Raw genomic sequence first — 23,595 nt, forward strand, 5'->3', positions numbered from 1 at the left:
AAACGCCCGGTTACATTCCGAACCCGGAAGCTAAGCCTTACAGCGCCGATGGTACTGCAGGGGGGACCCTGTGGGAGAGTAGGACGCCGCCGAACAAATATTGAGAAAGGCCCACACCTTATGGTGTGGGCCTTTCTGCATTTCCGGACCGTTTCGGGGCTCCCAACCCACCCTCATGTCGACCCCGCATATAACCCCTCACATCAAAGGCGCCCTGCCGCCTTCAGCGCCAGATAGGTGTCCGCGAGAGCCGGCGCCAGGTCGTCCGGGGGCGCGTCGACCACGGTGACACCGTGGCGGCGGAGTTGTTCGGCGGTGCGGTGGCGGTCCGCCTGGTACTGGGCGGCGGCCGCGGCCTCGTAGACCGCGTCCGTGGTGCCTCGGGAGTCGGCCATACGGGCGATGTGCGGGTCGGCGACCGACGCGACCAGGACCGAGTGGCGCTGCGTGAGGCGGGACAGGACAGGCAGAAGGCCCTGTTCCACGGGGGCCGCGTCGAGGGTGGTGAGCAGGACGATCAGGGCGCGACGCGGGGCCGTGCGGAGGGCGGTGGCCGCGAGGCCCCGGGCGTCCGTTTCGACGAGTTCCGGTTCGAGCGGGGCCATGGCGTTGACCAGGGACTGCAGGACGTCGCCCGCCGAGCGGCCCTGGACGAGGGCTCGGACGCGCCGGTCGTAGGCGAGGAGGTCCACACGGTCGCCGGCGCGGGAGGCCAGGGCGGCGAGGAGAAGGGCCGCGTCCATGGAGGCGTCCAGGCGGGGGGCATCGCCCACGCGGCCCGCGGAGGTGCGGCCGGTGTCCAGGACGAGGAGGATGTGGCGGTCTCGCTCGGGACGCCAGGTGCGTACCGCCACCGACGACTGCCGGGCGGTGGCGCGCCAGTCGATGGAGCGGGTGTCGTCGCCGGGGATGTACTCGCGGAGGCTGTCGAACTCCGTGCCCTCGCCCCGGGTCAGGACGCTGGTGCGGCCGTCGAGTTCGCGCAGGCGGGCCAGCTTGGAGGGCAGGTGCTTGCGGCTGGTGAACGGGGGGAGCACGCGTACGGTCCAGGGGACCTTGTGACTGCCCTGGCGGGCGAAGAGGCGGAGGGGGCCGTAGGAGCGGATCGTGACCCTGTCCGCCTGACGGTCGCCTCTGCGGGTCGGGCGCAGGCGGGTGGTGACGCGGCGGCGCTCGCCCGCCGGGATCGTGAGGCGGTGGCGGGAGACGGCCACTTCGGTGCCGGCCGGCCAGCTGCTGGGGGGCCAGGCGTCGCGGAGGTGGGCGCGCAGGGGGCGGTTGGTGGGGTTGGTGACCGTGAGGGTGATGTCCGCGGTCTCGCCGAGGCGTGCGGAGGTGTCGCCGGAGCGAAGGAGGCTTAGCCGGCGTACTGGAGCGGCGAGGGCGTAGTCGCAGGCGCACGCCAGGGCCAGCGGGGCGTTGACGGCGAGGATGCCCGTCCAACTGGGCTCCCAGATGCCTACGGGGAGGGCGCCGAGGGCCGCGAGGAGTGCGGCGCGTCCGGTGGGGGCCATCAGCGGGGGACGGGGACGTGGGCGAGGATCGCGTTGATGACCGAGTCGGCCGTCACGCCCTCCATCTCGGCCTCCGGGCGGAGCTGGACGCGGTGGCGGAGGGTCGGGAGGGCGAGTGCCTTGACGTCGTCCGGGATGACGTAGTCGCGGCCCGTCAGCCAGGCCCAGGCGCGGGAGGCCGCGAGGAGGGCCGTGGAGCCTCGGGGGGAGACGCCGAGGGTGAGGGACGGGGATTCCCGGGTGGCGCGGCAGATGTCCACGACGTAGGCGGTGATCTCGGGGGAGACGGTCGTCCTGGCGACGGCGGCGCGGGCGGCTTCGAGGTCGGCCGCGTTCGCGACGGGGCGTACGCCTGCGGCGCGCAGGTCGCGCGGGTTGAAGCCCTCCGCGTGGCGGGTGAGGACGCTGATCTCGTCCTCGCGGGACGGGAGCGGGACCGTCAGTTTGAGGAGGAAGCGGTCCAGTTGGGCTTCGGGGAGGGGGTAGGTGCCCTCGTACTCGACCGGGTTCTGGGTCGCGGCGACCAGGAACGGGTCCGGGAGCGGGCGCGGGGTGCCGTCGACCGTGACCTGGCGTTCCTCCATCGCTTCGAGGAGGGACGACTGGGTCTTGGGGGGTGTGCGGTTGATCTCGTCGGCGAGGAGCAGGTTGGTGAAGACCGGGCCGGGCTGGAAGGAGAACTCGGCGCTGCGGGTGTCGTAGACGAGGGAGCCGGTGACGTCGCTCGGCATGAGGTCCGGGGTGAACTGGACGCGCTTGGTGTCGAGTTCGAGTGCGGCGGCGAGGGCGCGGACGAGCAGGGTCTTGGCGACGCCGGGGACTCCTTCGAGCAGGACGTGTCCGCGGCACAGGAGGGCGACGACGAGTCCGGTCACGGCGGGGTCCTGGCCGACCACGGCTTTGGCGATCTCGGCGCGCAGGGCCTCCAGGGAGGCACGGGCGGTGCCCGGGTCCCCGGTGGCCGCGGCGTTGTCAGTGGTCGGGTCCATCATGAACGGCGTACCTCTCTTTCGAGGGCGTCGAGTTGGTCGGTGAGGGCGATGAGGGCCCTGTCGTCGCCGGGCGGCGGGCCGAAGAGGAGGGGGTGCAGGGGCTGTCCGTCGCCGTGGAGGTGGGCGGACAGGGCGGGGAGCAGGGCCTCGGGCGTGTGTGCCCGGGAGACGGGGACGCCGACGAGGGGGGCGAGGCGGGTGCGGGTGGTGGAGCGAAGAGCGGCGGCCGCGCGGTCGCGGGCGTCGGCCTTGCGGTAGAGGCGGGCGCGGCCTTCGACGGTTTCGGAGGCGCGGATCGCGACGGGGAGTCTCTCGGGCACCAGGGGGCCGAATCGGCGTGCCCGCCAGAAGGCCGCGAGGGTGCCGGCGAGGAAGAGCTGCAGGGTGCCCCAGAGCCAGCCCGAGGGGAGCAGGTCGATGAAGCTGCGGTTGCCCGCGTCGGGGGCCGAGTCGGCGAGCGAGGGGAGGTACCAGACCACATGGGGGCGCGAGCCGAGGAGTTGGAGGGCGAGGGAGGCGTTGCCCTGCTCGTCGAGGCTGCTGTTGAGGAGGATGTCGGGGGCGCCGAGGACGACGGTGTCGCCGTTGCCCTCGGCGGCGGGGACGCGCACCAGGGTCGGCAGGCCGTTCTCCGGATAGCAGGTGTCGGCCGCGCCCGCGGTGACGTCGTAGCGGATCCCGCCGGTGTCGGCGCTGCCCGCGCGGCGGGCGGCGGGCAGTTCGCAGCGGGGCCTGAGGGTGGAGTCCAGGCTGAGGGCGGCGTCGGCGGTGACGCCGGGGGCGAGGGTGCTCACCGACGGGGAGCCGGGGGCCACCAGGATCGTGCGTCCGCCGGAGTTCTCGGTCGCCGCGCGCAGGCGGTTCTGCTGGGCGTCGGTCAGCAGGTCCGGGGCTGCGACCAGGAGGGTGGTGTCGGGGCCGACGGCGGTGCTCGCCCGGTCGAGGGTGGTGACCAGCCGGGTGGACACGCCCCGGTCGTCGAGGAGTTCGGCGATCGCGCGGCTGCCGTCGGTGTCGGCGGAGCGCGGATCCAGGCGGCCGTGTTCGGCGCCGGAGCGGATCACGGCGATCACGGCGGCGGCCGCCAGGAGGATCACCGCCGCGAGGACGACCCCGCGCGCGCGGGTCCACACCTGACGGGCCGTGGGCGAGGCCGAGGTGGACGGATGCGTGGCCTCGGTGGTCATTCGGCGGCTCCCGTGCGGGTGCCGCGGGCGGTGTCCGCGGTGCCGGGGGCGCTGCCCGCCGGTGCGGGCCTGGTGTGTTCCAGGTCGGTGTCGAGGGCGGCGAGCCGGAGGTACGTTTCCTCGGACCCGGATCGGCCGCCGTACGTGATGTCGTCGAAGTCCCGGGCGGCGGTGCGCAGTCGGTCCGCGTGGGCGGGGAGCGCCGAGCCCGCTTCGGAGGCGGCCTCGTCGGCGGTGCGGCCGGGGCGTGCGTCGAGCAGGGCGCGTTCTTCCAGGGAGCGTACGACGGCGCGCATGCGTTCCTGGACGGCCTGGTTCCAGTGGCCCTGGGCGGCCTGCGCCGCGGCGGCGGCCCGGTGTTCGGCGGCGCTGCGGGGGCGGTCGTCGAAGAGCACGGTGGAGGAGGCGGGGGCGCGGTGTGGGGTGCCGAGGCGCCACCACAGGGCTCCGAGGAGGGCCAGTACGGCCAGGACGATGACGACGAGGCCGAGCGGGCCGCCCGGGGTGGCGGCCGAGGCGGCGCCGAACACCTTGTCGAGCCACTCCCAGAAGGCGTCCATGGCGCGCTCGTACCAACTGGGGTCGTTCTGGTGGTACATGCCCTTGGACAGCTCGCGGCGCGCCGCCTCCCGCGCGGGGTCGCGCGGGAGGGTGAGGGGCGGCTCGTCCGCCGAGCGCCACGCCATCGGTACGGCTGTCAGTGCTCCCCCCGCCAGGCTCACCCCATCAGCTCCCCGGGGTGGCGCCCGGGGCGTCGCCGTAGCCCTGGAGTCCGGCGGCGCGGCCCAGTTCGAGGTCGAGGGCCTCGCGGCGGATGCGCTGGTCGATGTAGAGCAGCACGGTGACGCCCGCGCTGATCGGGAAGGTGAGCGTGGATCCGATCACCGCGCCGACGCCGCTGATGACGAGGTAGGTCCAGCCGAGTGTGGTGCCGCCGGTGGCGAGGAGGCCGGAGATGCCGTCCCCGTCCAGGGCCGCGCCCGCGAAGGAGAAGGGGATCACGACGATCGACGCGATGATGTAGGCGATGATCGCGGCGAGGAGCTGGATGCCGAGGACCCGCCACCAGGAGCCGCGCACCAGCTTGACGGAGCGGCCGAGGGACTTCCGGACGCCCTGCTTCTCCAGCATCAGGGCGGGCGAGGCGAGCGAGAAGCGGATCATCAGCCACACGGTGAGGACGAAGGCGCCGAGTCCGCCGAAGAGGGCGAGGAGGACGCCTCCGCCGGTGGAGCCGCCGGCGGCGAGGAGGACGCCGGGCAGCACGCCGACGGTCATGATCAGGGCGGCGGTCAGGAGCAGCAGGACGGTGAGTCCCGCCAGCCTGAGGAGCTGCGGGCGGGCGTCCCGCCAGGCCTCGACGGTGGTCACCGATGTGCCGAGGACGGCGCGGCTGGTCACGGTCGTGAGCAGGGCCGTCGCGATGATGGTGCCCAGCAGGGAGATCACCATGACCACGGAGGTGCTCAGCAGGGTGTCGCCCAGGGCGCGGCCCAGTTCACCGGGGGTGGCGCTGGGGTCGTTGAGGGCGTCGGCGCTCGCGGTGTCGTCGAGGACGAAACCCTGGAGCAGGATGACCCCGATCTGGGTGACGACCGCGACGGCCAGGGAGATGCCGAGGACCGTGCGCCAGTGCGTGCGCATGGTGGAGACCGCGCCGTCCAGGATCTCGCCGATGCCGAGCGGGCGCAGCGGGATCACGCCGGGCTTGGCCGCGGGCGGGGGGCCGCCCCAGCCGCCGCCCCAGCCGGGAGTGCCGTGACCGGGGGCACCGTAGCCGGGCCGGCCGCCGGGGCCGGGGTGCTGGGGGCCGGGGTGGCCGCCCCAGCCCGGGCCGGGCGGTGGTGGCGGGGTCTGGCCGGGGGCCTGCGGGGTGGGAGCGGACCACTGGGCGGGCGGCGGCTGCTCCTTGGACCACTTGGACTGCGGGGGCGTCTGGTCGGCGCCGGTGTGGTCCGCGGGCTGCGTGCGGTCCGCGTCGGCCCGGTCCGCCGGCTGCGCGGAGTCCTGGTGGTCCGGCTCCTGGCCGCCGGAGGGGGCGGATCCGGGCGAGGCCCAGCCCGGAGTGTCCTTCATCGTCGCTCCTTCACGGTGCTCGTCCGCGGTCGCGGCGGCAGGTTGGCGCCCATCGTGCCACGCGGCCTCCGCGAAGTGACCGGGGGCCGTATCCGCTGCGCACCTTCAATTGTCCGACGGATACGGGGCAGACTGACCGCATGGCTGATCAGTACGCGCGATCCGGCGACGACACCCGGCCGACCGGGATACCGGCGATCCGATGGGACGAGCCGCCCGAGGGCCCCGTCCTCGTCCTCCTCGACCAGACGAGACTGCCGGCCGAGGAGGTCGAGTTGGTGTGCACGGACGCGCCCGCGCTGGTGGAGGCGATCCGTGCCCTCGCCGTGCGCGGGGCGCCGCTGCTGGGGATCGCCGGGGCGTACGGCGTCGCGCTCGCCGCCGCGCGCGGGTTCGACGTGGAGGACGCCGCCGACGCGCTGGAGGGCGCCCGGCCCACCGCGGTGAACCTCGCGGTGGGGGTGCGCCGGGCGCGGGCCGCGCACCGGGCCGAGCTCGGCCGGACGGGCGACCAGAAGCGGGCCGCCGAGGCGGCGCTCGCCGCCGCGCGGGCGCTGCACCGCGAGGACGCCGAGGCCAGCTCCCGGATGGCCGCGCACGGTCTGGCGCTGCTCGACGAGCTGTTGCCGGGCGGCGGGCACCGGGTGCTCACGCACTGCAACACCGGGGCGCTGGTGTCGGGCGGCGAGGGCACGGCGTTCGCGGTGGCGCTGGCCGCGCACCGGGTGGGGCGGCTGCGGCGGCTGTGGGTGGACGAGACGCGGCCGTTGCTGCAGGGTGCCAGGCTGACGGCTTATGAGGCGGCGCGCAGCGGAATGGCGTACACCTTGCTCACGGACAATGCCGCGGGCTCGCTGTTCGCGGCCGGAGAGGTGGACGCGGTGCTGGTGGGCGCCGACCGGATCGCCGCCGACGGATCGGTGGCGAACAAGGTCGGGACCTATCCGCTCGCGGTGCTCGCCCGGTACCACCATGTGCCGTTCATCGTGGTGGCGCCGCTGACGACGGTGGACGTGGACACCCCGGACGGGGCGTCCATCGAGGTGGAACAGCGCGCGGGGCACGAGGTGACGGAGATCACGGCACCTCAGGTTCCGATGGCGGGAGCAGAGGCGGGAGGTGGGATCGCGGTGGCACCCCTGGGGACCCAGGCGTACAACCCGGCGTTCGACGTGACGCCGCCCGAGTTGGTGACGGCGATCGTCACCGAGGAAGGGGCTGTGTCGCCCGTGACCGCTGATGCGCTTGCCGAGCTGTGTGACAGGTCACGCCAGGTAACGATTTAGTTAATGGGATGATGGCATTCATGAAGGGACGAGTCCTTGTCGTCGACGACGACACCGCACTGGCCGAGATGCTCGGCATTGTGTTGCGTGGTGAAGGTTTTGAGCCGTCTTTCGTAGCCGACGGCGACAAGGCGCTGGCCGCGTTCCGTGAGGCCAAACCGGATCTGGTGCTGCTGGATCTGATGCTGCCGGGCCGGGACGGGATCGAGGTGTGCCGTCTGATCAGGGCGGAGTCCGGGGTGCCGATCGTGATGCTCACGGCCAAGAGCGACACTGTCGATGTGGTGGTCGGCCTGGAGTCGGGCGCGGACGACTACATCGTGAAGCCGTTCAAGCCGAAGGAGCTGGTGGCCCGGATCCGGGCGCGTCTGCGGCGGTCGGAGGAGCCGGCGCCGGAGCAGCTCGCCATAGGTGACCTGGTCATCGACGTGGCCGGGCACTCGGTGAAGCGTGAGGGGCAGTCGATCGCGCTGACGCCGCTGGAGTTCGATCTGCTGGTCGCGCTGGCGCGCAAGCCGTGGCAGGTGTTCACCCGGGAGGTCCTGCTGGAGCAGGTCTGGGGGTACCGCCACGCGGCGGACACCCGTCTGGTGAACGTGCATGTGCAGCGGCTGCGTTCCAAGGTCGAGAAGGACCCGGAGCGGCCGGAGATCGTGGTGACCGTCCGTGGTGTCGGATACAAGGCAGGGCCCAGCTGACATGTCCGGTGACAGTGCCGCTTCGGCGCCCGGCCAGCCGGGGACCCGCGCGGAGCGGCCTGTCGGCCGGAAGACGTCGGGTTCCGGCTGGGGGCGTCTGCTGGAGGGCGGATTGCTCCAGGGCGGAGTCCAGGGCAGCCCCGTCCTGAGGCTGTTCATGCGCTGGGTGCGCCGCCCGTTGCTGCCCGTGATGCGGCTGTGGCGGCGCAACATCCAGCTCAGGATCGTCGTGACGACGCTGCTGATGTCGCTCAGTGTCGTGTCGCTGCTGGGTTTCGTCGTCATCGGGCAGGTCCGCAACGGACTGCTGGACGCCAAGGTCAAGGCCTCGCAGAGCCAGGCCGCCGGCGGCTTCACGGTCGCCGAGCAGCGGGCCGACAGCGAGGCGAGCGCGGCCGGGAACGACAACCCGGATCCGGACGGCGACCGGGTGCAGAACGTCGTCGAGTGGATGACGACCCTGGTGAATTCGCTCTCCAGCGGTGGCCAGGGCGCGTTCGACGTCGTGACGCTCAGTCCCGCCTCCGCCGACGGCGAGACCGGCGGGCTCGGACCGCGTGTTTCCGGTGGCGTGCAGTGGGATCTCAGCGTGCCCGTGGAGCTGCGCGAGCGCGTCGACGACGGCACGAGCGCCGTCCAGAGCTACACGCGGATCCACTACGACAACGGCCAGGAGTCCGAGCCGGGGCTGATCATCGGCAAACAGGTCAGCGACCCCAACAGCGAGCCGTACCAGCTGTACTACCTCTTCCCGCTCACCCAGGAGGAGAAGTCCCTGAGCCTGGTCAAGGGGACGCTCGCGACGGCCGGGCTGTTCGTCGTCGTGCTGCTCGGGGCCATCGCCTGGCTCGTGGTGCGGCAGGTCGTCACGCCCGTGCGGATGGCGGCCGGGATCGCCGAGCGGCTGTCCGCCGGACGGCTGCAGGAACGGATGAAGGTCAGTGGCGAGGACGACATCGCGCGGCTCGGCGAGGCCTTCAACAAGATGGCGCAGAACCTGCAGCTGAAGATCCAGCAGCTGGAGGACCTGTCACGGATGCAGCGGCGGTTCGTCTCCGACGTGTCGCACGAGCTGCGTACGCCGCTGACGACCGTCCGGATGGCGGCGGACGTCATCCATGACGCGCGCGTGGACTTCGATCCGATCACCGCGCGGTCGGCCGAGCTGCTCGCCGACCAGCTGGACCGGTTCGAGTCGCTGCTCGCGGACCTGCTGGAGATCAGCCGGTTCGACGCGGGTGCGGCGGCTCTGGAGGCCGAGCCGATAGACCTGCGCGAGGTGGTGCGGAAGGTCGTCAGCGGGGCGGAGCCGCTCGCGGAGCGCAAGGGGACGCGGATACGGGTGCTGGGGGACCAGCAGCCCGTCGTGGCCGAGGCCGACGCCCGGCGGGTGGAGCGGGTGCTGCGCAACCTCGTGGTCAACGCCGTGGAGCACGGCGAGGGCAAGGACGTCGTGGTCAAGCTGGCGGCGGCGGGCGGCGCGGTCGCGGTCGCGGTGCGCGACCACGGCGTGGGACTGAAGCCGGGAGAGGCGACGCGGGTCTTCAGCCGTTTCTGGCGGGCGGACCCGGCACGCGCGCGTACCACCGGTGGTACGGGACTGGGGCTGTCCATCGCGCTGGAGGACGCCCGGCTGCACGGGGGCTGGCTGCAGGCGTGGGGCGAGCCGGGCGGCGGTTCGCAGTTCCGGCTCACCCTGCCGAGGACGGCGGACGAGCCGCTGCGCGGGTCCCCGATACCCCTGGAGCCGAAGGACTCCCGGCGCCACCGTGGACTCAACGACGCGGGTCTGCCGCTCGGGGGCGGCGGCAAGCTCGCCACGGTGCCGGTGCAGGCCGGTGAGCCGGGGGCCGCGAGGACGGCCATAGGGCCCCGGGCGGGTGCCGGACAGGCTCCCACGGCGGATCCGACGGCACTGCCGGGCAACGGCGCGCGCGTGGTGCCCCGGCCGGGCGTACCGTCCGCGACGCCGTCCGCGACCCCGCCCCCCGCCTCGCCTGTGACCCCGCCCCCGCGGCGGTCCGACGGCGGTACGGGACGGGCCGAGGAGAGGCCGGCCGAGAGTGATCCGGAGCGGCAGCACGACCAGGGGGAGGCATTCCGTGGGCGCTGACCGCGCGGAAGGCGGCCGTAGGCGTCCGACGAGGGCGGCCGTGCGGATCGGGAGTGTCGGCGTCTGTGCCGTCCTGCTGGCGGGGTGCGCCTCGATGCCGGACAGCGGCGACATGCGTGATGTCGAGTCCACCCCGAGGCCGGACTCGCCGGTGCGGGTCTTCGCGCTGCCGCCCGCCGAGGACGCCGAGCCGCAGGAGATCGTGCAGGGCTTCCTAGAAGCTCTGACCAGCGACGACCTCAGATACGAGACCGCACGCAAGTACCTGACCGGTGACGCGGCCAAGGACTGGGATCCGGGTGAGTCGACCACGGTCCTCGCCGAGGCCCCGACCCCCTACACCCCGGGCACGGGGGAGCGGCCCGACGACGACGAGTACCGGTACGAGCTGTCCGGCGAACGGGTCGCCCGGGTCGACGAGCAGCACGCGTACACGCCCACCAGCGGCGAGTACCGCAGGCAGGTGCACCTCACGCGGGTGAAGGACACCGGGCAGTGGCGCATCGACCGGCTGCCGTCGGGTGTGGTGCTCGGGCGGTCGGACTTCGAACGCAACTACAAGTCCATCAACAAGTACTACTTCACCTCCGCCGCGCAGTCCGGTGAGCCGGGGACCGTCGCCGACCCGGTCTATGTGCGCAGTCAGGTCGACCCGGTGACTCAGGTGGTCCGCGATCTGCTGCAGGGCCCCACCAGCTGGCTCAACCCGGTCGCGAGGACGAGCTTTCCGTCCGGTACGGCCCTGAAGAAGGGCACCAGGGCGCTGACGCCCGACGACCAGAACAGGCTGGTCGTGCCGCTGAACAAGAAGGCCGACCACGTCTCGGCGAGCCGGTGCAAGGAGATGGCCGCCCAGCTCCTGTTCACCTTGCAGGACTACATGCCCACGGGTGTGGACGAGGTGGAGCTGCAGGGGTCGACCGGCGCGCAGCTGTGCGTGCTCGGCGAGAGCGCGGCCGACGAGGTCGTCGCCTCGCACGACTTCGGCAAGACCGCGGAGTTCGAGTACTTCATCGACGGCGACCACAAGCTCGTACGGCTGTCCGGGCGGGGCACGGTGACCACGCCGACGGCCGTTCCCGGCGCGCTCGGTGACGGCGAGAAGCAGTTGCGGTCCGCCGCCGTCTCGCGTGACGAGGAGCGGGCGGCCGGTGTGTCGGCCGACGGGAGCGAGCTGTACGTGGCGCCGCTGACGGCGGGTTCCTCGATCGGAGATCCGGTGCTGAGCAGCGCCGGTGCCACCGCGAAGGACCGGCTGACGACGCCCAGTTGGGACGGGCGGGGCGATCTGTGGGTGGCGGACCGCGACCCCGAGAACCCCCGGCTGCTCGTCCTGGCGGACGGCATGGGTGAGCCGCTGGAGGTCAGGACCCCCAACCTCGACGGGCGGATCGAGGCGGTCCGGGTGGCCGCCGACGGGGTGCGGGTGGCGCTGATCCTGAGGAGCGAGGGCAAGCGGGCGCTGTACATCGGGCGCATCGAGCGGGACGCGGACGCGGAGAGCACCACCGTCTCGATCGTCGAACTGCGGTCCGTGACACCGGACCTGGAGGACGTCACCGCCATGTCGTGGGCGGGCGACAGCCAACTCGTGGTCGTGGGGCGCGAGCGCGGCGGCGTGCAGCAGATGCGGTACGTCCGGGTCGACGGCTCCCCGACACCGGGTTCCGGGCCCTCCGCGCTCACGGGTGTGGAGGAGATCGCCGCGTCCGAGGACGAGAGCCAGCCGCTGGTCGCGCACTCGGCCGACGGGATCGTCCGGCTGTCCCCGGGGGAGCAGTGGCAGACGGTCGTCAAGGAAGGGTCGGCGCCGGTCTATCCGGGGTGACGTCGGGGTGCGGGCGGGGACGGGGGCGGGGGCGCCGGGTGGTGCCGCGGGCCCTCGGCCCGCTCCTTCAGCGCCTTCGACCCGTTGCGCCTCCGCGCTCCGCGCTCCGCCCTCCGCCCTCGGTGCCGAGGTCCCTCGGTTACCCGGCCGGTCGGTTGCGCGCCCCTCGCCCTCGTTCTCTTCGGGCGCTCGTCATTCGTGTGGGTGACAACCCCTTTGTGGTTGCGGTGAGTTGTCCACAGGCGGTTGTCCACAGGGGTGGCAGGTTTTCGTGTGCGTCGGCACAGTGGTGGGCATGCGGGGGTGGTGGCGGGACCTCACGGATCTGATGCTGCCGGCCGAGTGCGGAGGGTGCGGGAGGCTTCGCGCGGTGCTCTGCCCGGAGTGCCGCGCGGCTCTGACCGGAGCCGCGCCGTGCCGGGTGCGACCGGTGCCGGAGCCGTCAGGGCTGCCCGTGGTGCACGCGGCGGCGCCGTACGAGGACGCGGTGCGGGCCGCGCTGATCGCGCACAAGGAACGGGGTGCGCTGGCGCTCGCAGGACCGCTCGGCACGGCTCTGGCAGGGGCCGTACGGGCGGGTGGAGCGGGTGGTGACGGGCCGGTGCTGCTGGTCCCGGTGCCGTCCGCGCGGCGGGCGGTGCGGGCGCGGGGGCACGACCCGGCGCGGCGGATCGCGCTCGCGGCCGCCGGGGAGCTGCGGCGCACCGGGACACCGGCCCGGGTCGCCGGGGTGCTGCGCCAGCGCCGGGCCGTGGCCGACCAGGCGGGGCTGGACTCCCGGCAGCGGCTGGAGAATCTCGCGGGTGCACTGGAGGTGGCCGCCGGGGGTACCCCACTGCTGGACGGGGGCGTGATCGTGCTCGTGGACGACCTGATGACGACGGGTGCCTCGCTCGCGGAGGCGGCCCGGGCGGTTCGGGCGGCCCGGGGCGGGCATGCGGCCCGGACGGGTGAACGCGTTGCGGAAGGGAAGCCGGAAGGGGCGGTGCGAACACGGGGGGTGACGGGAATGACGGGTGCGGACGGTGCCGGAGACGGCATCGGCGCGGCGGTGGTCGCCGCGCCACCCGACTCCTTCGAAATAAACCGGAACTGACAGAGAACTTGCATCGTTGCAGGTAATGAAAGGGCCATTTCACCTGAACGGAGGTACGCCCCAGTAGAGGGTGACGACATCCGGCCGGGCGAGATATGTTCGGTTGTGAGGGAATGGCCCCGGCCGTTCACCACATATCCGAATGCTGCGCTGCGGCTTTTCCGAATCACCCCGCGGTGGTGGGTGGAGATCTTGTCCACGGGGGAGGAGGAGGTGGAAGTCACCGAGTCCGCGGTTCCGGGAGCCACCGGAACCTGGTGCACAAGGGAGATGCTCCGCCAGTGGAGCGGAGCGATCCGGGAACGGAGTTCTGCGTGGACATCGTCGTCAAGGGCCGCAAGACCGAGGTGCCCGAGCGGTTCCGCAAGCACGTGGCCGAGAAGCTGAAGCTGGAGAAGATCCAGAAGCTCGACGGCAAGGTGATCAGCCTCGACGTCGAGGTGTCCAAGGAGCCCAACCCCCGACAGGCCGACCGCAGTGACCGGGTGGAGATCACGCTCCACTCCCGCGGGCCGGTGATCCGGGCCGAGGCAGCGGCAAGCGATCCGTATGCGGCGCTCGACCTGGCGGCGGACAAGCTGGAGGCCCGGCTGCGCAAGCAGCACGACAAGCGTTACACGCGCCGTGGCGCGCGCAGGCTCACTGCCGCGGAGGTCGCCGACCACGTCCCCGGCGTGGCCACCCTCAACGGCAATGGATACGTCGCCGACGAGGAGAAGACGGACGGCGTGCCCACCAAGAAGATCGGTTCGCTGGAGGTGAAGGGTGAAGGTCCCCTCATCGTCCGCGAGAAGACCCACGTGGCATCCCCGATGACCCTCGACCAGGCTCTCTACGAGATGGAACTGGTCGGGCACGACTTCTACCTCTTCGTCGACTCCGAGACCAAGGAACCGAGTGTCGTCTACCGGCGGCACGCCTACGACTACGGCGTCATCCACCTCAGCACGGACCCGATGGTCGCCCAGGGGCACGCGGACGCCCCGGGCGGCGCGCTCGGCGGCTGAGCGCGCCGGGTGACAGCCGACCGGTGCCCCTGGAGCGCTTCTGCGCCCCCAGGGGCACCGGTGTGCGACCCCTTGCGGCCCGCTCTGTCACCGCAGGGCGGGCCGGGCATGAAATCATGGCCGAACCGGCCCCAACCGGGGGGCCGTTGCCTTGGGTTGGCAATGGCACAGAAACACAGGCCACGGCCTTCAGGGGGAGGAACGATGGCGGACAGCAGTTTCGGACCGATGCGTGACGAGGATGCCGACGACGGCTCCGCCGGCACGGACTCCTCCTCGGGCTCCTCGCGCAAGGAGCCGATCCGGGTCCTCGTCGTCGACGACCACGCGCTTTTCCGCCGCGGCCTGGAGATCGTGCTCGCCGCCGAGGAGGACATCCAGGTCGTCGGCGAGGCCGGTGACGGGGCGGAGGCGGTCGACAAGGCCGCGGACCTGCTGCCGGACATCGTGCTGATGGACGTACGGATGCCCAAACGCGGCGGTATCGAGGCGTGCACCTCCATCAAGGAGGTGGCCCCCAGCGCGAAGATCATCATGCTGACGATCAGTGACGAGGAGGCCGACCTCTACGACGCGATCAAGGCGGGGGCGACCGGCTATCTCCTCAAGGAGATCTCCACGGACGAGGTGGCCACGGCCATTCGCGCCGTCGCCGACGGACAGTCGCAGATCAGCCCCTCGATGGCGTCGAAGCTGCTCACCGAGTTCAAGTCCATGATCCAGCGGACGGACGAGCGGCGTCTCGTGCCGGCGCCGCGGCTGACGGACCGGGAACTGGAAGTGCTCAAGCTCGTGGCGACCGGAATGAACAACCGGGACATCGCCAAGGAGCTGTTCATCTCCGAGAACACCGTGAAGAACCATGTGCGCAACATCCTGGAGAAGCTGCAGCTGCACTCCAGGATGGAGGCCGTGGTCTACGCGATGCGGGAGAAGATTCTCGAAATCCGCTGAGGATGCCGAGAATGCTGAGGATCAGGAAAGCGCGCGCACCAGTTCCCGCGTCAGAGGCTCGCGCAGCTCGGGAGCGTCCACCCGCTCCACGCGCACGTCCGTGCAGTCCACCCAGGTCGCCGCTTCCAGAAGGGCCTGGGCCACGGCCGGGACCGCCTTCGGCCCGTCGAGGGTGACCTGTTTGGCGACCAGGGTGCGGCCGTCGCGGGCGGGGTCGACGCGGCCGACGAGCCGGCCCCCGGCGAGGACCGGCATCGCGAAGTAGCCGTGGACGCGCTTCTGTTTGGGGACGTAGGCCTCCAGGCGGTGGGTGAAGCCGAAGATGCGCTCCGTGCGGGCCCGCTCCCAGATCAGGGAGTCGAACGGGGACAGGAGCGTGGTGCGGTGGCGGCCGCGCGGGGGTGTCGCCAGCGCCGCCGGGTCGGCCCAGGCCGGCTTGGCCCAGCCCTCCACCGCCACCGGGACCAGGCCCGAGTCGGCGACCACCGCGTCGAACTGCTCGCCCTTGAGGCGGTGGTAGTCGGCGATGTCCGCGCGGGTGCCGACGCCGAGGGCCTCACCGGCCAGACGGACCAGGCGGCGTACGCACTCCGTGTCGTCCAGCTCGTCGTGCAGCAGGGTCTTCGGAACGGCGCGCTCGGCGAGGTCGTACACCCGCTTCCAGCCGCGGCGCTCCACGCAGACCACCTCGCCGTACATCAGGGCGCGTTCGACGGCGACCTTCTCGCCGGACCAGTCCCACCACTCGCTGGTGCGCTTCGCGCCGCCCAGCTCCGTGGCCGTGAGAGGGCCCTCGTCGCGCAGCTGTTTGATGACGCGCTCGTAGGCGCCGTCCGGGAGTTGGTGGCCCCACTGGGGGCGGGCGCGGTAGGCGCGGCGGCGGAACGCGAAATGGGGCCACTCCTCGATGGGGAGGATGCAGGCGGCATGGGACCAGTACTCGAAGGCGTGCGTGTCCGTCCAGTAGGCGCGGTCGACCGTGGTGCGGCCCACGGCGCCGAGACGGGCGTACGGGATGAGTTCGTGGGAGCGGGCGAGGACCGAGATGGTGTCGAGCTGGACCGCGCCCAGGTGTCGCAGCACGCCGCGGACGCCGGATCTGCGGTCCGGGGCGCCGAGGAAGCCCTGCGCCCGGAGGGCGATTCTGCGGGCCTCGTCTGCGGTGAGTTCTGTGGCGGGGCGCGGGAGGGAGGTCATGCTCCGCAGGGTAGGGGAGGGGACTGACAGGCGGGGCTGAGCTGGGGATACGGGACGCCCGGCACCCGCTATGGCCCGCCCCGGCACCCGCTCCGGCACCCGCCCCGGCACCCCGGCGGGCGGCGGGGCGGCGGGGTCAGGACGGTGCCGGTACGTACGGCGTCGTCGAGGGCAGGCCCAGGTCCGAGGGGAGCAGGGAGGCCATCCAGCAGTCGCGGCGGACCCCGTTGTTGTCGAGGCCGGCCCTGAGGGTGCCCTCGAAGGTGAAGCCGGTGTGTTCGGCCACCGCGCGGGAGGCGGCGTTGCCCACTTCGGCGCGCCATTCGAGGCGGTCGAGGGCGAGCGTGGTGAAGGACCAGTGGGCGGCGGCGCGGGTGGCCTCGGTGACATAGCCGTTGCGGCGGTGCTCCCTGGTCGCCCAGAAGCCGATCTCGCCGGTGCCCGGGGAGCGCATGGTGATGCCGAGCATCCCCGCCAGCTCCCCGGTGGGCAGGAAGAGGCCGAAGGTGAACATCGAGGCGGTGGCCCAGCCTTCGGGAACGGCCCGCTCGACGAAACCCTCCGCGTGCTCACGCGAGTACGGCGAGGGGATCGTGGTCCAGCGCTGGATGTCCGGGTCCTGCGCGGCCGCGTACACCGTGGCGGTGTCGCGCCGGTCCACGGTGCGCAGCACCAGGCGCTCGGTGGTCAGGGTGACGGGTTCCATCGGGCGATTCTGGTCGGTGGAACGCGGGGGCGCCATCCTGTTCGCGGCCATCCCGCAGGGAGCGTTCCCCGGGCGGCGCGGCGACGCGGCGGCGCGGCGGTGCGGTGCGGTGCGTGAGGAGGCGGTCACGATTCGCGCATTTCGTGGGCGGAACGCGGCACCATCGGTGTCGCCTGCCCGTTGTCCTGGTGAGCTGTCACCGCCAGACCTCCCGGCACACCGGGGTCCTCGCTTACGATGGCCGTTGCTCAAGCTGTGATTCAAGACTGTCAACTGTCATTGAAACCGACCCTCCCCAGGCCCGACCGGCAAGGAGACAAACCCCCGTGTCCGTCCTCTCGAAGATCATGCGTGCAGGCGAAGGCAAAATCCTGCGCAAGCTGCACCGCATCGCGGACCAGGTCAACTCCATCGAAGAGGACTTCGTCGACCTCTCCGACGCCGATCTGCGCGCCCTCACCGAGGAGTACAAGCAGCGGTACGCCGACGGTGAGACCCTCGACGACCTGCTCCCCGAGGCGTTCGCCACTGTCCGCGAGGGCGCCAAGCGCGCCCTCGGCCAGCGTCACTACGACGTGCAGATCATGGGCGGCGCCGCCCTCCACCTCGGCTATGTCGCCGAGATGAAGACCGGCGAGGGCAAGACCCTCGTCGGCACGCTGCCCGCGTATCTGAACGCGCTGTCCGGTGAGGGCGTCCACCTGATCACGGTCAACGACTACCTGGCCGAGCGCGACTCCGAGATGATGGGCCGCGTCCACAAGTTCCTGGGCCTGAGCGTCGGCTGCATCCTCGCCAACATGACGCCGGCCCAGCGCCGCGCGCAGTACGCGTGCGACATCACCTACGGCACGAACAACGAGTTCGGCTTCGACTACCTCCGCGACAACATGGCGTGGTCCAAGGACGAGCTCGTCCAGCGCGGCCACAACTTCGCGATCGTCGACGAGGTCGACTCCATCCTCGTCGACGAGGCCCGTACGCCGCTGATCATCTCCGGCCCGGCCGACCAGGCCACCAAGTGGTACGGCGACTTCGCCAAGCTGGTCACGCGCCTGAAGAAGGGCGAGCCCGGCCAGCCCCTCAAGGGCATCGAGGAGACCGGCGACTACGAGGTCGACGAGAAGAAGCGCACGGTCGCCATCCACGAGTCCGGCGTCTCCAAGGTCGAGGACTGGCTGGGCATCGACAACCTCTACGAGTCGGTGAACACCCCTCTGGTGGGCTACCTGAACAACGCCATCAAGGCCAAGGAGCTCTTCAAGAAGGACAAGGACTACGTCGTCATGGACGGCGAAGTCATGATCGTCGACGAGCACACCGGCCGTATCCTCGCCGGCCGCCGTTACAACGAGGGCATGCACCAGGCGATCGAGGCGAAGGAAGGGGTGGACATCAAGGACGAGAACCAGACGCTCGCCACGATCACCCTGCAGAACTTCTTCCGCCTCTACAAGCGCCACGACCACAACGGCAAGGAGCGGCCCGGCCTCTGCGGCATGACCGGTACGGCGATGACCGAGGCCGCCGAGTTCCACCAGATCTACAAGCTCGGTGTCGTCCCGATCCCGACCAACCGGCCGATGGTCCGCAAGGACCAGTCCGACCTGATCTACCGCACCGAGGTCGCGAAGTTCGAGGCGGTGGTCGACGACATCGTCGAGAAGCACGAGAAGGGCCAGCCGATCCTCGTCGGTACGACGTCGGTCGAGAAGTCCGAGTACCTGTCGCAGCAGCTGAGCAAGCGCGGCGTCCAGCACGAGGTGCTCAACGCCAAGCAGCACGACCGGGAGGCGACGATCGTCGCCCAGGCCGGCCGCAAGGGCGCCGTCACCGTGGCCACGAACATGGCCGGCCGTGGTACGGACATCAAGCTCGGCGGCAACCCCGACGACCTCGCCGAGGCGGAGCTGCGCCAGCGCGGCCTCGACCCCGAGGAGCACATCGAGGAGTGGGCGCACGCCCTGCCCGAGGCCCTGGCCAAGGCCGAGGAAGCGGTCAAGACGGAGTTCCAGGAGGTCAAGGACCTCGGCGGGCTCTACGTCCTCGGCACCGAGCGGCACGAGTCCCGGCGTATCGACAACCAGCTGCGCGGTCGTTCCGGCCGTCAGGGCGACCCCGGCGAGTCCCGGTTCTACCTGTCGCTGGGCGACGACCTGATGAGACTCTTCAAGGCCCAGATGGTCGAGCGCGTGATGTCCATGGCGAACGTGCCGGACGACGTCCCGATCGAGAACAAGATGGTCACCCGCGCGATCGCCTCCGCCCAGTCGCAGGTCGAGCAGCAGAACTTCGAGACCCGGAAGAACGTCCTCAAGTACGACGAGGTCCTCAACCGGCAGCGCGAGGTCATCTACGGCGAGCGGCGCCGCGTCCTGGAGGGCGAGGACCTGCAGGAGCAGATCCAGCACTTCATGGACGACACCATCGACGCGTACATCACCGCCGAGACCGCCGAGGGCTTCGCCGAGGAGTGGGACCTCGACCGGCTGTGGGGCGCCTTCAAGCAGCTCTACCCGGTGAAGGTCACCGTCGAGGAGCTGGAGGAGGCCGCCGGGGACCGGGCCGGGCTGACCGCCGAGTTCATCGGTGAGTCGATCAAGGACGACATCACCGAGCAGTACCGGGCGCGCGAGGAGCAGCTCGGCTCCGAGATCATGCGTGAGCTGGAGCGCCGGGTGGTTCTGTCGGTGCTGGACCGCAAGTGGCGCGAGCACCTCTACGAGATGGACTACCTCCAGGAGGGCATCGGCCTGCGCGCGATGGCGCAGAAGGACCCGCTGGTCGAGTACCAGCGCGAGGGCTTCGACATGTTCACCGCCATGATGGAGGGCATCAAGGAGGAGTCCGTCGGCTACCTGTTCAACCTGGAGGTCCAGGTCGAACAGCAGGTCGAGGAGGTCCCGGTCGAGGACTCCAAGCCGTCCCTGGACAAGAGCGACGCCGTGCCGGCCCAGGCGGGTGCGTCCCGGCCGGAGATCCGCGCCAAGGGGCTGGAGGCCCCGCAGCGCCGTGACCGTCTGCACTTCTCCGCGCCCACCGTCGACGGCGAGGGCGGCATCGTGGAGGGCGACCTCCCCGAGGACGAGCCCATCCGCTCCGAGGCGGACGGTCTCACCCGCGCGGAGCGCCGCAAGCAGCAGGGCAGGACCAGCCGCCGCCGCAAGAAGTAGGGGGCGCGCCCCGACACCGCCGCGCTGGGCGCGCGGTGGGACGTGGGCCGTCGGGGCTGTGAGTCTGTGAGGGCCGGGCATCTTCGGGTGCCCGGCCCTTCGTGCGTGGCGGCCTCCGTCCGGGGGCGCCGCCGCCGGGGGCGCCACCGTCCGGGGCGCCGCCGCCGGGTGTCGTGGCCGGTGTTCAGTCCTTCAGTCCTCGTCGTCCGGGTGGGGGAGCCTCGGGCCGCCGAGTTCCACCGCCGTGCAGCGCCAGCGGTGGTCGGGGCCGTGTTCCAGACGGAAGGCCATGGCGCGCAGACGGTCCCCCGCGCCGATCCGGGCGAAGACCTCCAGGGCGCCCGGGCCGGCCACGTAGTAGCCGATGTCGCGGACGACGGGGTGGGCGCCGTGGGGGACGCGCAGGGTGCCGTGCTCGGCCAGCCAGGCCAGTTCGTCGTAGGCCCGTCCCGCGGTGTGGCGCAGCATGCTGTGGACCGGGCGGCGGCCGCTCAGTACGGCGAGGAGGAGGTCGGCGAAGCGGTCGGTGGGGCGCGGGTGGGGGTGGACGGGTCCGGCGAGGGCCTCCGAGGGGGCCGTGCGGGCCGGATGCGGGATCGCGGGTGCCGCTGAGCGGGGCGCCGACGGGCGGCCGTCTCCCGGGGTCGTGCGAGCCGGGGTGCGACCCGGGCGGCGGGTGTCGTGGCGGACGGGCGGGCGGGTGCCGGGGGTGCGCTTGGTCCTGGTCATGACCTTGTTCATCGGAAATCCCCGTTCGTCGGTGAGGCCGCCGGGTACCAGTCGGTAACTTGGCGATGGGGATCTTGTACGAGGCCGGAGGGGGCCGTGGCAAGGAAGCGTGGACTGTCGGCGAGGGCCCGGGAATGTTCACCTATCAGGGTGACGGGGAGGGGGTTCGGGCCCGGCGGGGCAGGGGCGCACCGGGTGAGGCGGCGGGCCCCGGGTGGACGCGTCCGCAGGGCTGGGCGGGCGCTCGAAAGGGGACGCCCGCACGTATCCTGAAGGCCCTCCGGAGGCTTCGCGGGGCCTCGGCGGCGACCGGGACGCGTCGCGCGAACGGACCGTCGGAACGAACCGCCGAAACGCTCCGGGGCGCTCCGAGACCACGACTACGAAAGCGGCCAGCCATGCGCGTCTACGTCCCCCTGACCCTTCCCGGGCTCGCCGAGGCGTACAAGACGGGTGAGCTGGGGGAGGGGGCGTTCGTCGCGTATGCCGTCACCCCGGCTCTGCGGGAGTGGTATCTCTCCGACGACATCGAGGAGCTGGAGTACGCGGCGCTGAACCGGGCGGCGCTCGCGTCGCTGCGGCTGGTGGCCGTGGATCCGGGGGCCGCGCGGCGGCGGGTCGTCGTCGCGGTGGACGTGGCCGACCGGGACGCGGTGGCCGACCCCGACCGGGGGCTCGACCCGGTGGCGCTCGGGGAGGTGCGGGTGGCCGGGCCCGTGCCGTTGAGCAAGGCCGCGGCCGTGCACGTCGACTCGGCCGAGGCCGAGGAGGAGGTCGGGGAGGCCGCGGACGCGTTGGGGGCGGCGGATCAGGGGGACGACGACGCGCAGTTCATCGTGGACGGGGCGGACGATCACGAGCTGCTCTGGTACGCGACGCAGGAGATTCCGAACCTCGTGGGGCTGGGGAGCTGATCCCGCCGCCGCAGTGGCCCTGTGCGTCGGTGGGAGTGCGGTGCCTTCGCCGTGGCCGGGCGGGGGCGGTTCGCTGACCGGCGCTTGCCGGGTGCCGCTACGCCCACCCGTGCCGCCCCTGGCGGCACGATCGCCTGCGGAGCGTGTGGAGGAGGCGGGGGCGGCCAGGGGACCGGCGCCGAGGGCGCGTGGCTGTGCGCGGGTAGGCGACAGTGGCACCGAGCGCGGCAGCAAGGGCGGCGGCGTCCGGCGGGTCGGCCGTCGAGCGGGGCGTGGCTGTGGGCAGGCGGGCGGCGGTGGCGCCGAGCGCGATCGCCCGGGGTGTGGTGGCGTCGCGGTCGGGCCGACGGCGGCGTGGCTGTGTCGCGCACGGCCGGCGGCGGTCCTTGTGGGTGTGGGTGGTGGGAATGCGTTGTCGGCGGTGAAGGGTAGTTTTTGGATATGGGGATGAACGGAGTCGGGGCGCACATCGTCTGGGACTGGAACGGGACCTTGTTGAACGACAACGAGGCGATCATCGGGGCGACCAACGCGGCGTTCGCGGAGTTGGGGATCGAGCCGATCACGCTGGAGCGGTACAGGGAGCTGTACTGCGTGCCGGTGCCGAAGTTCTACGAGCGGCTGATCGGGCGGCTGCCCTCGGACGAGGAGTGGGAGGCCATGGACGTGGTCTTCCACCGGTACTACGCGGAGCACCGGGTCGCCTGCGGGCTGACCGAGGGGGTGCCGGGACTGCTCACGGAGTGGCTCTCGGCGGGCCGCAGCCAGTCGATCCTCAGCATGTACGTGCACGAGGAACTGGTCCCGCTGGTCCGGGGCTTCGGGATCGAGCCGCACTTCGTCCGGGTCGACGGGCGCACCGGACCCTCCGGAGGCAGCAAGGCCGAGCACATGGTGCGCCACCTGCGCCGGCTCGTGGGCGTGGAGCCGAGACGGACCGTCGTGATCGGGGACGCCGCCGACGACGCCGTCGCCGCCCGGCACGTGGGTGCGCAGGCGGTGCTCTACACCGGGGGTTCCCACAGCAGGGCCAGCCTGGAGTGGGTCGGGGTGCCCGTCGTGGACACCCTGGAGGAGGCCGTCGAGGAGGCCGGGCGGCTGGCCGCGTAGCGATCGGCTCGGCACCTCCTGCCCAGCCCTTTCGGCTCGGCACCGCGTACCCGGCCCCGTCCTCTCACGTCACCGGCGCCTTCGCCCGCAGCACGGTCAGGAACTCCCGCATCCAGCTGGAGTGGTCCGGCCAGGCGCGGGCGGAGACCAGGGTGCCGTCGACGACGGTCTCGGCGTCCTGGAAGGTGGCGCCGGCGGCCTGCATGTCGAGTTCGAGCGCCGGGTAGGCGGTGACGCGGCGGCCGCTCAGGGCGTCCACGGCGGCGGTGAGCAGCGGGCCGTGGCAGATCTGGGCGACCGGCTTGTCGGTGTCGAAGAAGGACTTGAGGATCTTGCGCAGCTCGGGATCGTTGCGGAGGTACTCGGGGGCCCGCCCGCCGGGGACGACGACGGCGACGTACTGACCGGGGTCGACCTCGGAGAAGGCCAGGTCGGCGGGCCAGGAGTAGCCGGGCTTCTCGGTGTAGGTGTCGTATCCCGCCTCGAAGTCGTGGACGACGAACCGGAGCTTCTTGCGGCTGGGGGCCGCGATGTGGACCTCGTACCCCTCCTCGCGGAGGCGTTGGTAGGGGTACAGGACCTCCAGCGACTCCGCCGCGTCGCCGGTCACGATCAGGATCTTGGCCGTCATGGTGGGCTCCCCTCGGTGCCGCAGGGCTTCTTCGTCAGGCTATGGCCTCCTGGGCAACGTGCATCCGGGGTGAGGATCTGCCAAGGGGGTGTGCGGATTCCGGGCGCGACGAAAGCGCGTATAAGCTCGGTTGCGCGGAGGTAAGCTCAAAAGTGCGCGATGGGTACTGTGCAGAACGTCAAAGTTCGACCCCCTGTTTTGTACACATACGGCTCATGACGTGCCCCCCGTCCGGAGGGATAGCCTTGTGGCGTGATCAGCGCGATAGTTCGCGGGGACCTCGTCGTCCCTGCCCTGCGCCCGGTGAGCACGGACGACATCCGTGTCCGGGCGGCGGTCGCTGGTCCTCGCGGGCGGGAGGGAGCCACCAGGGCTCCCGGGACG

Annotated in this window: 19 protein-coding genes and 1 rRNA gene; 11 read left to right on the top strand and 9 right to left on the bottom strand. The window is 71.8% G+C overall.

Features of this window, described 5'->3' with window-relative positions:
- Positions 1 to 95 (top strand): 5S ribosomal RNA (gene rrf, locus ACWCRJ_RS15685); the annotation flags it as partial.
- A gap of 108 nt (positions 96 to 203) precedes the next feature.
- On the opposite strand, the gene ACWCRJ_RS15690 is transcribed toward rrf, so the two are convergent.
- The 5 genes from ACWCRJ_RS15690 to ACWCRJ_RS15710 are packed head-to-tail and all read right to left on the bottom strand — an operon-like array spanning position 204 to position 5,769.
- Positions 204 to 1,514 (bottom strand): DUF58 domain-containing protein, encoded by a 1,311-nt coding sequence (locus ACWCRJ_RS15690; protein ID WP_450939794.1) that lies wholly within the window; start codon positions 1,512 to 1,514, stop codon positions 204 to 206.
- Positions 1,514 to 2,503: an AAA family ATPase gene (locus ACWCRJ_RS15695; RefSeq protein WP_450939795.1), complete on the bottom strand. Its 990-nt coding sequence runs from the start codon at positions 2,501 to 2,503 to the stop codon at positions 1,514 to 1,516. Before ACWCRJ_RS15695 ends, ACWCRJ_RS15690 begins: the two co-directional genes overlap by 1 nt.
- On the bottom strand, positions 2,503 to 3,693 hold the full coding sequence (locus ACWCRJ_RS15700) for a DUF4350 domain-containing protein (protein WP_450939796.1): 1,191 nt from the start codon (positions 3,691 to 3,693) through the stop codon (positions 2,503 to 2,505). The genes ACWCRJ_RS15695 and ACWCRJ_RS15700 overlap by 1 nt, the downstream gene beginning before the upstream one ends.
- Positions 3,690 to 4,379, bottom strand: coding sequence for a DUF4129 domain-containing protein (locus tag ACWCRJ_RS15705; protein ID WP_450939969.1), 690 nt, complete (start codon positions 4,377 to 4,379; stop codon positions 3,690 to 3,692). Before ACWCRJ_RS15705 ends, ACWCRJ_RS15700 begins: the two co-directional genes overlap by 4 nt.
- Before the next feature lie 40 nt (positions 4,380 to 4,419).
- The gene (locus ACWCRJ_RS15710) at positions 4,420 to 5,769 is read right to left on the bottom strand and encodes a glycerophosphoryl diester phosphodiesterase membrane domain-containing protein (RefSeq protein ID WP_450939797.1); all 1,350 of its coding nucleotides are present in this window, start codon (positions 5,767 to 5,769) and stop codon (positions 4,420 to 4,422) included.
- Positions 5,770 to 5,909: 140 nt separating this feature from the next.
- On the opposite strand from ACWCRJ_RS15710, the gene mtnA reads away from it, so the two are divergent.
- From mtnA to ACWCRJ_RS15745, 7 genes are all read left to right on the top strand, one after another.
- Positions 5,910 to 7,055 carry an S-methyl-5-thioribose-1-phosphate isomerase gene (gene mtnA, locus ACWCRJ_RS15715; RefSeq protein WP_450939798.1) on the top strand — a complete coding sequence of 382 codons (1,146 nt, stop codon included), beginning with the start codon at positions 5,910 to 5,912 and terminating at the stop codon, positions 7,053 to 7,055.
- 8 nt (positions 7,056 to 7,063) lie between these two features.
- On the top strand, positions 7,064 to 7,753 hold the full coding sequence (gene mtrA, locus ACWCRJ_RS15720) for a two-component system response regulator MtrA (protein ID WP_189823911.1): 690 nt from the start codon (positions 7,064 to 7,066) through the stop codon (positions 7,751 to 7,753).
- A gap of 1 nt (position 7,754) precedes the next feature.
- Positions 7,755 to 9,866, top strand: a complete 2,112-nt coding sequence (gene mtrB / locus ACWCRJ_RS15725) for an MtrAB system histidine kinase MtrB (protein WP_450939799.1) — start codon at positions 7,755 to 7,757, stop codon at positions 9,864 to 9,866.
- A complete protein-coding gene (locus ACWCRJ_RS15730; RefSeq protein WP_450939800.1) occupies positions 9,856 to 11,694 on the top strand; it encodes an LpqB family beta-propeller domain-containing protein in 1,839 nt (612 codons plus the stop codon). Before mtrB ends, ACWCRJ_RS15730 begins: the two co-directional genes overlap by 11 nt.
- A 295-nt stretch (positions 11,695 to 11,989) precedes the next feature.
- Positions 11,990 to 12,790: a ComF family protein gene (locus ACWCRJ_RS15735; protein WP_450939801.1), complete on the top strand. Its 801-nt coding sequence runs from the start codon at positions 11,990 to 11,992 to the stop codon at positions 12,788 to 12,790.
- Positions 12,791 to 13,104: 314 nt separating this feature from the next.
- Positions 13,105 to 13,797 (top strand): ribosome hibernation-promoting factor, HPF/YfiA family, encoded by a 693-nt coding sequence (gene hpf / locus ACWCRJ_RS15740; protein WP_450939802.1) that lies wholly within the window; start codon positions 13,105 to 13,107, stop codon positions 13,795 to 13,797.
- A gap of 204 nt (positions 13,798 to 14,001) precedes the next feature.
- Positions 14,002 to 14,751: a response regulator gene (locus ACWCRJ_RS15745; RefSeq protein ID WP_450939803.1), complete on the top strand. Its 750-nt coding sequence runs from the start codon at positions 14,002 to 14,004 to the stop codon at positions 14,749 to 14,751.
- A 21-nt stretch (positions 14,752 to 14,772) separates the two neighbouring features.
- On the opposite strand, the gene ACWCRJ_RS15750 is transcribed toward ACWCRJ_RS15745, so the two are convergent.
- Both ACWCRJ_RS15750 and ACWCRJ_RS15755 read right to left on the bottom strand, forming a co-directional pair.
- Positions 14,773 to 15,948: a winged helix-turn-helix domain-containing protein gene (locus ACWCRJ_RS15750; protein WP_450939804.1), complete on the bottom strand. Its 1,176-nt coding sequence runs from the start codon at positions 15,946 to 15,948 to the stop codon at positions 14,773 to 14,775.
- A gap of 136 nt (positions 15,949 to 16,084) precedes the next feature.
- Positions 16,085 to 16,654: a GNAT family N-acetyltransferase gene (locus tag ACWCRJ_RS15755; RefSeq protein WP_334658534.1), complete on the bottom strand. Its 570-nt coding sequence runs from the start codon at positions 16,652 to 16,654 to the stop codon at positions 16,085 to 16,087.
- Positions 16,655 to 16,980: 326 nt separating this feature from the next.
- Here ACWCRJ_RS15755 and secA point away from each other — a divergent pair, with 326 nt between their 5' ends.
- The gene (gene secA / locus ACWCRJ_RS15760) at positions 16,981 to 19,827 is read left to right on the top strand and encodes a preprotein translocase subunit SecA (RefSeq protein WP_450939805.1); all 2,847 of its coding nucleotides are present in this window, start codon (positions 16,981 to 16,983) and stop codon (positions 19,825 to 19,827) included.
- A 192-nt stretch (positions 19,828 to 20,019) separates the two neighbouring features.
- On the opposite strand, the gene ACWCRJ_RS15765 is transcribed toward secA, so the two are convergent.
- Complete coding sequence (locus ACWCRJ_RS15765) at positions 20,020 to 20,568, bottom strand: Rv3235 family protein (RefSeq protein WP_450939806.1); 549 nt, start codon at positions 20,566 to 20,568, stop codon at positions 20,020 to 20,022.
- 386 nt (positions 20,569 to 20,954) lie between these two features.
- Between ACWCRJ_RS15765 and ACWCRJ_RS15770 the strand changes: the two genes are divergently transcribed.
- Entirely contained in the window at positions 20,955 to 21,470 is a 516-nt protein-coding gene (locus ACWCRJ_RS15770) for a DUF6912 family protein (RefSeq protein ID WP_450939807.1), read from the top strand.
- Positions 21,471 to 21,911: 441 nt separating this feature from the next.
- Positions 21,912 to 22,580 carry an HAD family hydrolase gene (locus ACWCRJ_RS15775; protein ID WP_005486872.1) on the top strand — a complete coding sequence of 223 codons (669 nt, stop codon included), beginning with the start codon at positions 21,912 to 21,914 and terminating at the stop codon, positions 22,578 to 22,580.
- Between the two features lie 64 nt (positions 22,581 to 22,644).
- Here ACWCRJ_RS15775 and ACWCRJ_RS15780 read toward each other — a convergent pair whose 3' ends face one another.
- Positions 22,645 to 23,211: a DJ-1/PfpI family protein gene (locus tag ACWCRJ_RS15780; protein WP_450939808.1), complete on the bottom strand. Its 567-nt coding sequence runs from the start codon at positions 23,209 to 23,211 to the stop codon at positions 22,645 to 22,647.
- Positions 23,212 to 23,595 lie beyond the last annotated feature (384 nt).

This window comes from Streptomyces sp. NPDC002324, from assembly GCF_053593335.1.